Origin of the sequence: Sandarakinorhabdus limnophila DSM 17366 (assembly GCF_000420765.1) — a bacterium.
Taxonomy (GTDB): Bacteria; Pseudomonadota; Alphaproteobacteria; order Sphingomonadales; family Sphingomonadaceae; genus Sandarakinorhabdus; species Sandarakinorhabdus limnophila.
In genome coordinates this window covers 179,744-190,834 of record NZ_ATVO01000004.1, presented here as the reverse complement: position 1 = coordinate 190,834, position 11,091 = coordinate 179,744, and the positions used below count along the sequence as shown (strand labels likewise).

General features: G+C 66.9%; 11 protein-coding genes. 6 read left to right on the top strand and 5 right to left on the bottom strand.

What is annotated here, in order from left to right:
• Positions 1-1,440, bottom strand: coding sequence for an AMP nucleosidase (locus G566_RS0104145; RefSeq protein ID WP_022679414.1), 1,440 nt, complete (start codon positions 1,438-1,440; stop codon positions 1-3).
• 54 nt (positions 1,441-1,494) lie between these two features.
• Here G566_RS0104145 and G566_RS0104140 point away from each other — a divergent pair, with 54 nt between their 5' ends.
• On the top strand, positions 1,495-2,643 hold the full coding sequence (locus tag G566_RS0104140; RefSeq protein ID WP_022679413.1) for an acyl-CoA dehydrogenase family protein: 1,149 nt from the start codon (positions 1,495-1,497) through the stop codon (positions 2,641-2,643).
• Between the two features lie 40 nt (positions 2,644-2,683).
• The gene (locus G566_RS0104135; RefSeq protein WP_022679412.1) at positions 2,684-3,082 is read left to right on the top strand and encodes a DUF423 domain-containing protein; all 399 of its coding nucleotides are present in this window, start codon (positions 2,684-2,686) and stop codon (positions 3,080-3,082) included.
• A 3-nt stretch (positions 3,083-3,085) separates the two neighbouring features.
• Here G566_RS0104135 and G566_RS0104130 read toward each other — a convergent pair whose 3' ends face one another.
• Both G566_RS0104130 and G566_RS15000 read right to left on the bottom strand, forming a co-directional pair.
• Complete coding sequence (locus G566_RS0104130) at positions 3,086-3,862, bottom strand: class II aldolase/adducin family protein (protein WP_022679411.1); 777 nt, start codon at positions 3,860-3,862, stop codon at positions 3,086-3,088.
• 25 nt (positions 3,863-3,887) lie between these two features.
• A complete protein-coding gene (locus tag G566_RS15000; RefSeq protein ID WP_022679410.1) occupies positions 3,888-4,058 on the bottom strand; it encodes a DUF2256 domain-containing protein in 171 nt (56 codons plus the stop codon).
• 71 nt (positions 4,059-4,129) lie between these two features.
• Between G566_RS15000 and G566_RS0104120 the strand changes: the two genes are divergently transcribed.
• On the top strand, positions 4,130-5,740 hold the full coding sequence (locus tag G566_RS0104120; RefSeq protein WP_022679409.1) for an alkaline phosphatase D family protein: 1,611 nt from the start codon (positions 4,130-4,132) through the stop codon (positions 5,738-5,740).
• A 20-nt stretch (positions 5,741-5,760) separates the two neighbouring features.
• The gene (locus tag G566_RS13460; RefSeq protein ID WP_022679408.1) at positions 5,761-6,600 is read left to right on the top strand and encodes an alpha/beta hydrolase family protein; all 840 of its coding nucleotides are present in this window, start codon (positions 5,761-5,763) and stop codon (positions 6,598-6,600) included.
• Between the two features lie 105 nt (positions 6,601-6,705).
• On the opposite strand, the gene aroB is transcribed toward G566_RS13460, so the two are convergent.
• Together aroB and G566_RS0104100 are read right to left on the bottom strand one after the other, a co-directional pair.
• A complete protein-coding gene (aroB, locus tag G566_RS0104105; RefSeq protein ID WP_029131240.1) occupies positions 6,706-7,806 on the bottom strand; it encodes a 3-dehydroquinate synthase in 1,101 nt (366 codons plus the stop codon).
• Positions 7,803-8,381 (bottom strand): shikimate kinase, encoded by a 579-nt coding sequence (locus tag G566_RS0104100; protein WP_022679405.1) that lies wholly within the window; start codon positions 8,379-8,381, stop codon positions 7,803-7,805. The genes aroB and G566_RS0104100 overlap by 4 nt, the downstream gene beginning before the upstream one ends.
• A 49-nt stretch (positions 8,382-8,430) precedes the next feature.
• Here G566_RS0104100 and G566_RS0104095 point away from each other — a divergent pair, with 49 nt between their 5' ends.
• A complete protein-coding gene (locus G566_RS0104095; protein ID WP_156874418.1) occupies positions 8,431-10,173 on the top strand; it encodes a hypothetical protein in 1,743 nt (580 codons plus the stop codon).
• The gene (locus tag G566_RS0104090; RefSeq protein WP_022679403.1) at positions 10,170-11,084 is read left to right on the top strand and encodes a tyrosine recombinase; all 915 of its coding nucleotides are present in this window, start codon (positions 10,170-10,172) and stop codon (positions 11,082-11,084) included. The genes G566_RS0104095 and G566_RS0104090 overlap by 4 nt, the downstream gene beginning before the upstream one ends.
• Positions 11,085-11,091: the final 7 nt, after the last annotated feature.

The following is an 11,091-nucleotide window of genomic DNA, read 5'->3' as shown; positions in this document are numbered from 1 at the left end:
TCACCGAAAGGGAGGTTCATCAAACGCCCGCAGTTTCCGCGAATGCAGCGCCGGGCCTTCGTCGCGCAGGATCATCATCGCTTCGATGCCCACCTGCAGATGCTCCGAAATCGCGCCCTCATAGAAACGGTTGGCCTGGCCGGGCAGCTTGATCTCGCCGTGCAGCGGCTTGTCAGACACGCATAGGAAGGTGCCGTAGGGGACGCGGAAGCGATAGCCCTGCGCGGCGATGGTGGCGGATTCCATGTCGATGGCCACCGCGCGGCTCTGGTTGAAGCGCAGGGATGACTGCGAATAGCGCAGTTCCCAGTTGCGATCGTCCGTCGTCACCACCGTGCCGGTGCGCAGGCGCGGTTTCAGCGTATCGCCGGTCATGCCGGTCACCTTTTCGGTGGCGAGTTGCAGCGCCTTCTGCACTTCCGACAAGGCCGGGATCGGGATTTCGGGTGGCAGCACATCGTCCATCACGTGATCATCGCGCAAATAGGCGTGGGCCAGCACATAATCGCCGATCGCCTGGCTGGGGCGCAGGCCGCCGCAGTGGCCGATCATCAACCAGGCTTCGGGGCGCAGTACGGCGAGGTGATCGCAGATCGTCTTGGCGTTGGCTGGGCCGACGCCGATGTTGACCAGCGTGATGCCGGTGCCGTTTGGACCGATCAGGTGCCAGGCCGGCATCTGGTTCTTGCGCCAGGCAAAATCGGCGGCGGCTCTGTCGGCATCAGGATCATCGGCGGTGATGTCCAGCCCGCCGGGGCAGGCGAGCCGGTCATACCCATTCCCCAGTTGCCGGCAGGCCCAGCGCACGAATTCATCGACATAGCGATGATAATTGGTTAGCAGGATATAATGCTGGAAATCCTCCGGCGCGGTGCCGGTATAGTGCTTCAGCCGGGCCAGCGAGAAATCCGTGCGCGGGCCATCGAACAGGGCCAGCGGGCGTTCATCGGCGCGGCTCTCGTCCCACAGGCCGTCGGCCAGTTCATCGCCGATCTGCTGCAATTCGGTGGTGGGGAAATGCCGGGCCAGTTCCGATGCGGCGACGCCTTCCAGATTAAGGTCGGCCGCGCCATCGAGCACGTAGGGATAGGGGATCTCGACTTCGGAGCGGCCAACCGAGACCACCACATCATAATCGGCCATCAACAGGCCCAATTGCTCTTCGAGATAGGCGCGGAACATCGCCGGGCGGGTGACAGTGGTGGTGTAACTGCCGGGGCGATTGAGCCGGGCAAAGGCGCGGATCGGGCGCAGCGCGCGACGTTCGCCGGAGAATTCGAGGCGCAGTTCAGGGTAGGCCCAATCGCCGCGCACGCGTTGGCTGCCATCAGGGGCGGCGCCATCGTTGATGTAGGATTTCAGCGCATCGCGCAGGGCGGCGACGGACTGGGTGTGGATGTCGATCAACTGATCGACGATTGTGGCGGGGGCAAGATTCATCTGCGGCTATTGCCACGAATTGCCATGGCGTTTCCAGCCCCGTAGAGACGGGGCATGAGCCAGTTTGACCTGACCGACGACCAGAAGGCCATCCAGGAGGTCGCCCGGCGCTTCACGGCCGAGGCGATCACGCCCCATGCCGCGCGCTGGGATGCCGAGCACCATTATCCCAAGGACGTCGTGCAGGCCGCGGCGGCGCTGGGTTTCGGATCAATCTATGTCAGCGAGGCTGGCGGCGGCATTGGGCTGGGCCGGCTGGAAGCGGCGCTGATCATGGAAGCGATGGCCTATGGCTGCCCGTCCACGTCGGCCTTCATCTCCATCCACAACATGGCGGCCTGGATGATCGACTGCTTTGGCGGTGACGCGGTGAAGGCCAAGTATCTGCCGGGCTTGGTAACGATGGACCAGATCGCCAGTTACTGCCTCACCGAACCGGGATCGGGATCGGATGCGGCGGCGCTGAAGACGCGCGCGGTCAGGGATGGCGATCATTATGTGGTGAGCGGTTCCAAGGCGTTCATATCGGGTGCCGGCGTCAATGATGTGTACGTGACGATGGTCCGCACCGGGGTGGATGGCCCCAAAGGCATTTCCTGCCTGGTGATCGAGAAGGACATGAAGGGCGTTAGCTTTGGCGCGCCGGAACGCAAGATGGGCTGGCGATCGCAACCCACCGCGCAGGTGAATTTCGACGAAGTGCGGGTGCCGGTGGAAAATCTGGTTGGCGCCGAAGGCCAGGGTTTCAGCATCGCCATGGCCGGGCTTGATGGCGGCCGGCTCAACATCGGCGCGTGCTCATTGGGCGGCGGCCAGCGCGCGCTGGACGAGGCGCTGGCCTACACGCGGCAGCGCCAGCAGTTCGGCAAGGCCATCGCCGATTTCCAGGCCACCCAGTTCACCCTGGCCGATATGGCGACCGAACTCTCGGCGGCCCGCGCGCTGCTCTATCAGGCGGCCGTGAAGGTGAGCGAGGGCGCGCCTGACAAGACGCAATTTGCCGCCATGGCCAAACGCTTTGCCACCGATACCGGGATGGCGGTCGCCGATCGCGCGCTGCAGCTGCATGGCGGCTATGGCTATCTGATGGATTATCCGGTGGAGCGCATCTTCCGCGATTTGCGCGTTCACCAGATTTTGGAAGGCACCAACCAGATCATGCGCATGATTACCGCGCGCGAACTTTATCGCTTGTCGAACTGATGGCTTTTCAACCGCCCTTCAACGCGCCAGTCTGCCCGGCATGAGCGAACCCACCGCACCCGCCCGCCCGCGTTACCTGCCGGCTTTTGCCTGCCTGAACGCCGTGATCGCACTGGCCTTTGGCACCTTTGCCGCGCACGGCATCGATGATCCCCAAGCGAAAGACTGGATCATGACCGGCGTGACATTCCAGCTGCCGCATGTCGCCGCGGTGTTCGGCCTGCTGGCCTGGCGCAATTCGCCGTTCGTCCATTCGGGCGCCTGGGCGGTGCTGGGCGGGGCCTTCGTGTTCGCGATGGACCTGAACCTGCTGGCGATGGGCGCGCCAAAGTGGGTGGCGGCGCTCGCCCCCGCGGGCGGCACCGCCATGATGTTCGGCTGGCTGTGGCTGGCCGTGATCGCCTTTGCCGGCGACGCGCTCAATCGCTTCGAAAGCTGACGCTCAATCCCGGAAGCTGGGATCAATCCGGTCCAGTTTGCGGAGCAGCGCCGGCCAGGCCAGCATGTTGCCCACCATTTTCAGCCCGGCGCGGCCCTGATCGGCTGCCTTTTCCGGGGTGCCCTGCGGCGGGTGGTTGATCAGGTCCTGGCCACCGGCCAGTGCCAGGCACTGGGCCTCGCAGGCGCGTTCGAGGAAATACATCTTGATGAAGGCCTCGGCCACCGTCTCACCAACGGTGAGCGTGCCGTGATTGCGCAGGATCATCGCGGTCTTGGTCGGGCCCAGATCCTGCACCAGCCGTTCGCGCTCATCCAGATCGGTCGCGACGCCTTCATAGTGGTGATAGCTCAGCTCATCGCGGATCAGCATTGCCGTCTGCGTGATCGGCATCAGGCCTTCGCTGTGCGCGGAAACCGCCTGGCCGTGCGGCGTGTGCAAGTGGATGACGGCGTGGGCATCCTCGCGCGACATGTGGATGGCCGAATGGATGGTGAAGCCGGCGGCGTTGGTGAGATAGGGCGTTTCCATCACCGGATGGCCTTCGACGTCGATCTTGACGAGGCTGGACGCCGTGATTTCCTCGAACATCAGGTTGTAGGGGTTGATCAGGAAATGATGTTCCGGCCCCGGCACCCGCACCGATAGATGGGTGAAGATCAGATCGTCCCAGCCATAATGGGCGACCAGGCGATAGGCGGCGGCGAGATCGACGCGCAGGGCCCACTCCTCGGCCGAAACCTGATCTTTCACACTCGCTGTTTTCAGTTGCGTGGCCATGGCGATTCCTCCTGCGAAATTTGCGTCATTCTGTCGTGCCGGCGCGCGCCCGTCCATAGGCACCGCTGCGGCAGGCGTCGGAACAATATCGCACATTCTCCCAATCGCGCGCCCATTTCTTCCGCCAGCTGAACGGGCGGCCACAGGCGGCGCAATCCTTGGCTGGAAGATCGGCCTTGCTGCGCATTTTCGCCATGGCGGCGGGCTCCCTCGAAATTGTCACAATATCCGGTTTTAATGGCGCCAACGTCTAAAGGGGAATCAGCCATGCGTCCTGCCATCGATCGTCGCGCCTTCCTGGGGGCCACTGCGGCCGGCCTGATCCTGCCGGTGCGCCCGGCCCTGGCCCGCCTGTGGCCGATCAGTGGCTTCACCCATGGCGTCGCGTCGGGCCATCCCGGCCCCGGCGCAGTCACGTTGTGGACGCGCTTTGCCAGCGTGACGGGCGCGGCGACGGTGCTGAAGCTGGAAGTGGCCGAAGACCAAGGCATGAGCCGCATTATCGCCCGCGCAGAAGCCAACGCAGGCCCGGAAAGCTGGGGCACGGCGCAGGCGCGTGTGACCGGCCTGCCTGATGGCAAGTGGCTGTGGTATCGCTTCACCGCGCCCGATGGCTCGATGTCCACCGTGGGCCGCACCAAGACGCTGCCAGCGGGCAAGCTGGATCAGCTGAAGGTGGCGGTGCTGTCCTGCTCCAACCGGCCGTTCGGGCATTTCAACGCCTATGCCCACGCCGCCGTGCGTGACGATATCGATGCGGTGATCCACCTGGGCGATTATATCTATGAATATCCGATGGGTTCGTACCCTGAGCAGGTGATGCCGGGCCGCGAGATCTTGCCGGTCGACGAAATCCTGATGATCGACGATTATCGCCAGCGTTACGCCAGCTATCGCACCGATCCCGGCCTGCAGGCGATCCACGCGCGCTTCCCGATGATCGCCATCTGGGACGATCATGAATTCGCCAACGATACGTGGAAAGGCGGCGCCCAGAACCACCAGGATGATGAAGGCGTGTGGAACCTGCGCCGCGATGCCGCGCTCAAGGCCCACCGCGAATGGCTGATGAGCCCGGAGGTGCCGTGGCACCGCTATGATTTCGGCGATCTGGTTTCGGTGCTTACGTTGGACACCCGCATGTCCGGCCGTGACAAGCAGCTTGACCTCAATGCGGCGCTGAAGGCCGGGCCGGAGGGTATCAAGGCCTTTGCCAGCGGCGAATGGCAGAACCCGGCGCGCACCCTGTTGGGCGCCGAACAGGAAGCCTGGTTCGCCCGCGAAGTGGCGGCGAGCGTGAAAACCGGCCAGCGCTGGCAGCTGATCGCGCAGCAGGTGGTGATGGGTGACATCATGACCCCGAAAAACGCGCTGGAGTTCCTTGCCCCGGGCGCCGATGCGCGCGCCCAAGGCTATGTGAAGGGCGGCATTGCCGCGTCGCAGGCCGGCATTCCGGGCGCGCAGGACATGTGGTCAGGCTATCCGCAAGCGCGTCGCCGTTTGCTGAAGGCCATGGCCGATGCCGGTGCCGATCCGATCGTGATTGCCGGCGACAGCCACAATGCCTGGGCCTTCAACCACAGCCTGGATGGCACGCCGGTGGCCGCCGAATTCGGCGTCCACTCCGTCACCTCGCCCGGCTACGAATCGGCACTGGCGGCGGATCCGGCGCTGATCCGCGCCGCGCTGCTGCAAAGCTCGCCGGGGATGCAGTGGTGCGACACCAGCCGTCGCGGCTATCTCACCTTGTCGTTCAACGCCGCTGAAACCCGCTGCGATTGGGTGTTCATGGACACGATCAAGACCGTTTCGATGGCCACCAGTGCGCCCCAGGCCGCCGTGGTGAAGCGCGGCAAGCGGAAGATGACGCTGGCCTGATCAGGGGTTAGGGTGGGCGCGTGAAAACCGCGTTCACCTGCCTCGCCCTGCTGCTCGCTGCCCCGGCGGCGGCAACCATGTGCGATGCGGTGTGGCGCGATGGGCCGCGTGGCCGCGATGTGCCGGTGCGGATCAACCTGCCCGATGGCAAGCAAAAGGCACCGGCGGTAATCTGGTCGCCCGGCCTCGGCGGCACTCGCAGCAATGCCGCGCGCTGGGTGGCGGCGTGGACCGCTGCCGGCATTGCGGTGATCCGCCTCGAACACCCCGGCAGCGATGCCGCTGTTTATCGCGGGCCCGCCACCCCGCAGGAGCGCGACGCTCGCGTGCGGGCCGGCATCGCGCCGGAACAGGTGCTGGCGCGCATCGCCGATGTCGGTTTCGTGGCCGATGAGCTGGCGCGGCGGCCAAGCGAAGGCGCCTGCGATCTCACACGCATCGAAAGCGATCACCTGGCGCTGGCCGGGCACAGCATGGGGGCCTGGGTGGTGCAGGCGATGGCCGGCCAGCGTCCGGACGGTGAGCACGCACCGCTGATCGACCGCCGCTTCCGGGCGTTCGTGGCGATGAGCAGCAGTGGCCCGGCCGATGCGGCCATGGCCAAAGCGCAATTTGGCGGCATCGGCCGGCCGCTGTTGGTGATCACCAGCAATGCCGATGGCGTGCCTGCCAACGCGTCGGCTGGTGTGGTTGCCGATCAACGCGTCCGCCGCCTCAGCCTGTTCACCGGCGCACCGGCGCACCGGCCGATGGCCGCAAGGCGTTGCTGCAACTGGACGGCGGCGACCACCTGCTGTTTGCCGGCGACACCCGCAAGGCCCCCGACGATCTGGCCCGGCAGGACCGCGTGGCGCGCGTGACCAACCTGTGGTGGCGGCGCTGGTTGCTGGGCGATGCGAAAGCCGAAAAGGCGCTGGCCCGGCCGCCGCTGGCCAAGGCGGATCAGTGGGTGCGCAAGTAATAGCTCAGCCTGTCAGCTGTTCGGCCAGGAAGGCTTCCACGTCGGCCAGTTCGACATCGCGGGAGACGAAGCTCTGCCCGATGCCGCGGGCCAGGATGAAGGCGAGGCGGCCGGCGCTCATCTTCTTGTCCTGTTTCATGTGCTCGACCAGCCGGGCGGCGGTGCAGCTGAGGCCGAGCGCGGCGGGTTCGATGGTGAAGCCGAGGCCGGCGAGATGGGCGGCCACACGCTCTGCATCACTTTGCGGGCACAGGCCCAGCCGGGCGGAAAGCCGGAAGGCCTGCACCATGCCCAATGCGACGGCCTCGCCGTGCAGCAGCCGGCTGGAGAAGCCGGTTTCGGCCTCGAAGGCGTGGCCGAAGGTGTGGCCAAGGTTGAGCAGCGCGCGGATATCGTCAGTCTCGCGTTCGTCAGCCGCAACCACGGCGGCCTTGGCGCGGCAGCTGTGGGCGATGGCGTGGATCTGCGCCGTGGGATCGCCGTCCAGCAGGGCTGCGCCATTGGCCTCGCACCGGGCGAAAAAGGCGGCATCATTGATTAGGCCGTATTTCACCACCTCGGCATAACCGGCCATCAATTCGCGGCGCGGCAGGGTGGCGAGCACGGCCGGATCAATCAGCACGGCGACCGGCTGGTGGAAGGCGCCGACGAGATTCTTGCCGGCTTTCGCATTGATCGCCGTCTTGCCGCCGACAGAGGAATCGACCTGCGAAAGCAGCGTGGTCGGCACCTGCACGAAGCGGCAGCCGCGCTTCAGCATCGAACAGGCAAAGCCGACCAGATCGCCGATGACGCCGCCGCCCAGCGCGACGACCGCATCGCTGCGCTCGACACCCAGTTCGAGCAGTCGTTCGACGACCAGCTGCAGATGCGCCCAATCCTTGGTGGCTTCGCCGGGTGGCAGCACGATAGGTTCTAGCCTGATGCCGGGCAGGCCGGTGGCAAGCGTTTGCAGATGCAGCGCCGCGACGCTTTCATCGGTGACGACCACCAGGCGCTGGTTGCGCGCAAACGGGCCGAGCACCGGGGCGGCTGCGCCAAGCAGGCCGGGCGCGATATGGATGGGGTAGGCGCGCATCCCCAGCGCGACATCAACGATCATCAGGCAGCCTCTTCGGCATTGGCGGCGGCGAGTGCAGCCACGATCGCATCCACCGTTTCATGATGCGGGCCGGGTCTGCTGGCCACACGGATGCGGGCCTGCGCATAGACGGGCCCGCGGATGGCGGCGAGCGCGGTGAGCACCGCGCCCGGATCCTTGCCCTTCAGCAGCGGCCGACTGCCGCGCCGGCGCACGCGATCGACCAGCGTGGCGACATCGGCATCAAGCCATACCGAAAGCGTGCGTTCCAGGATCAGCGCGCGGGTTTCATCGTTCATGAAAGCGCCGCCGCCCGTGGCAATCACCTTGGGCGTGCCGTCGATCAGGCGGGCGATCACCCGGCGTTCGCCATCGCGGAAATGCGCTTCGCCAAAGCGTTCGAACATTTCCGAAATGGTCATGCCGGCGGCTTCCTCGATCGCGGTATCGGCATCGACGAACGGCAGGCTCAACCGGGCCGCAAGCCGCTTGCCGATACTGGACTTGCCGGAACCCATCAGGCCAACAAGCGTGACCGGCCGCTGCGCTGCCAACGCCAGCCGTTCAGGCTCTGCCAGGATTTTCGGGTCGCCGTCCATCGCAGTGATGGCTATACACCGGCCTATGGCATGGGCAAGCAAACGCGCAGTGTTGGCAGGATCGGCCGGGGTGATCGCCTGTGGGCTGCTTCTGGCGGCGCCCGTGGTTGGGCAGGATGCCGTGCCGAACCGCGATGCGCCCAAATCGCTGCTGCCGCCCGGTTTCGATACGCCGGCCCCTGCACCTTCTGCCGCGCCGGCGCCGCTGTTGCCCGGCACTGCCGCGCCGCCGCCGGAAGCGGCCACCGCCGAACAGGCACCGCTGCTGACAGGGCAGCCGGGTGATGTCACGCCGCCGGTGTTTGTGGAAACCCAGACAGCCTCCGCGCTGCCGCCGGGCGCGCCGATCGGTATCATCGATGCCGCAAGTGGCGCGTTTGGCGCCGATGCCTTCATCGGCAGCAACGGGCGTTTCCTGGCCGGGATCGCCAATCGCATCGCCGGTCCCGTCGCCTCGCGCTGGGTGGCGATCACGCTGGGCCGCGCGCTGGCCTCGCGGGTGCCGGGGCCGGCGGGCCTAGGCGATGGCGATTGGGTGGCGGCCCGCGCCGGGCTGCTGGTGCGGATGGGCGCTGTTGATCCGGCGCGGCGGCTGATCGATGTGCTGCCGCAGGAACGCTATACGCCGGCCACCTATCGCGTGGCGGGCGAGGTGTCGCTGGCGGCGGCCGATCTGGCTGGCCTGTGCCCGATCGCGGCTACAGGACGGGCGCTTTCCGATGATGTGATGTGGGATCTGGCCTGGGGCATGTGCGCCGCCATGGATGGGGACGATATCACGGCGGCCGGCGTGATCGACAGCGTGCGCAACCGACGCGGTGCCTTGCCGGCCTTTGATCTGCGGCTGGCCCAGCGCGTGGTGGTGCTGGCCGGCGGCGCCGGGCGCGCCGATGGCATCAATTGGGCAGAGGAAGAGGGGCTGACCCCTTATCGTTACGGCGTCGCCAGTGCGGCAGGTGTAACGGTGCCGGCTGATCGGTTGGCCGCGCTTGGCCCGGCCCACGCCGGCTGGGCGGTGCGCAATGGCGTGCTGCCGGCCGCCACGCGCTTTGCGCTGTTGCGCCAGGCGGCCGTGCTGGGCACGCTTTCGGCCGACGAACTGGCCAGTGCCGTGGCGGCGCTGACACCGGCCGATGCCAGCGGCGGTTTCGCCGCCGACAGCCGGGCCGGCCGCCTGCGAGATGCCTTCACCGGCAGCGCGACTGACCGGGCCGAGGCGATTGCTGCCATTGCTGGGGATAGTGATTATGGCGCCTTGCTGGAAGCCGCGACGGCGGCGGCTGCGCTGAAGCCGGCGGCGGCGCTGGCTGGGCGATCCGATGTGATCATCGCGGCGTTGCTGGCAGCAGGCAACACGCGCGCTGCCCGGGCTTGGTGGCCGGTGGCGCAGGACGCCGATGATGATGTGCGGGTTCGGGCACAGGCGTTGCTGGCGGCAGGCGCTGGCGTGGCGATGGATTCGGGTGACGTTCGCGCGTGGCGCGATGCGGCCAAGGCCAGCCCGCGCCGGGAGGCGATGCTGGTGGCGGCGCTGTCGGGCCTGGGCCAGGCACGCGGCTTGGATCGAGATGGGTTCAAGACCATCAGCAACCGCTGGACGGCGGCGCTGGCCAGCGCGGCGCGGCGGCGGGCAGCTGGCGAAGTGGCACTGCTGGCAGCGACCGGGCTGCAGGGCGGCTGGGCCGATGTGCCGCCGGCCCACGTGGAGGCTATAGTGGCGGCGCTCATGGCCTGTGGCCGGGTGACGGAGGCTCGGCTGTTGGCCGCCGAAGCGATCACGCGCAGCGCATGATCACTGACGCCAAGGTAACCGACGGGCAGGCCATCGCGCTGTTCCTCGACAGCTTGGCCAGCGAACGCGGGGCGGCGAAGAACACAATTCTCGCCTATGGCCGCGACCTCAATCAGGCCAGCGAATGGCTGGGCGGCGGGTTGGCGGCAGCCGATGCGGCGGCGCTGGCGCGGTTGGCCCGGCACTGGGCGCCGCTGGCGCGGGCGAGTGCGGCGCGCAAGGCGAGTGCGGTCCGGCAGTTCCTCAGCTTTCTGATGGCGGAACATCTGCGCAGCGATGATCCGGGTCGTGATCTGGCGCTGCCGCAGGCGGCACGGCCATTGCCGAAAACGCTGGCGGCGGGCGATGTGGAACGCCTTTTCGCGGCGCTGGCGGAGAAACTGGCGGCACGGCCCGATGATCCGCAATCCTTGCGCACCGCCGCGCTGGTGGAACTCCTCTATGGCTCCGGCCTGCGCGCCAGCGAACTGGTGGCGCTGCCCCGCCATGCCTGCAAGGCCGGGCGCGGGCACATGGTGGTGTTGGGCAAAGGCAACAAGGAACGGCTGGTGCCGATCAGCCGCCGCGCCGAAGCTGCCGTGCTGGCGTGGGAAGCGAATGTGCCCAAGGACAGCAAGTTTCTCTTCCCGGCCGGGCGCGGAAAGGTGGGTTATCTCTCCCGCCTGCGGCTGTGGCAGTTGATCAAGGCGCTGGCCGCCGATGCCGGCATTCCGCCGGCCCGCATCTCGCCGCACGTGCTGCGCCACGCCTTTGCCACCCATCTGCTGGAAGGCGGCGCGGATTTGCGCATCGTGCAAACGTTGCTGGGCCACGCCGATATCGTGACAACACAGATCTACACGCACGTCGCGTCGGCGGCGCTCGTCGAGTTGGTCAACAAGCGCCATCCGCTGGCCGATGGGTCAGATTGACAGGTGA

Excerpts from the sequence above, each read along its gene's own strand:
- G566_RS0104145 (WP_022679414.1), bottom strand. The coding sequence starts at position 1,440 with ATGAATCTTGCCCCCGCCACAATCGTCGATCAGTTGATCGACATCCAC.
- G566_RS0104140 (WP_022679413.1), top strand. The coding sequence starts at position 1,495 with ATGAGCCAGTTTGACCTGACCGACGACCAGAAGGCCATCCAGGAGGTC.
- G566_RS0104135 (WP_022679412.1), top strand. The coding sequence starts at position 2,684 with ATGAGCGAACCCACCGCACCCGCCCGCCCGCGTTACCTGCCGGCTTTT.
- G566_RS0104130 (WP_022679411.1), bottom strand. The coding sequence starts at position 3,862 with ATGGCCACGCAACTGAAAACAGCGAGTGTGAAAGATCAGGTTTCGGCC.
- G566_RS15000 (WP_022679410.1), bottom strand. The coding sequence starts at position 4,058 with ATGGCGAAAATGCGCAGCAAGGCCGATCTTCCAGCCAAGGATTGCGCC.
- G566_RS0104120 (WP_022679409.1), top strand. The coding sequence starts at position 4,130 with ATGCGTCCTGCCATCGATCGTCGCGCCTTCCTGGGGGCCACTGCGGCC.
- G566_RS0104100 (WP_022679405.1), bottom strand. The coding sequence starts at position 8,381 with ATGGACGGCGACCCGAAAATCCTGGCAGAGCCTGAACGGCTGGCGTTG.
- G566_RS0104090 (WP_022679403.1), top strand. The coding sequence starts at position 10,170 with ATGATCACTGACGCCAAGGTAACCGACGGGCAGGCCATCGCGCTGTTC.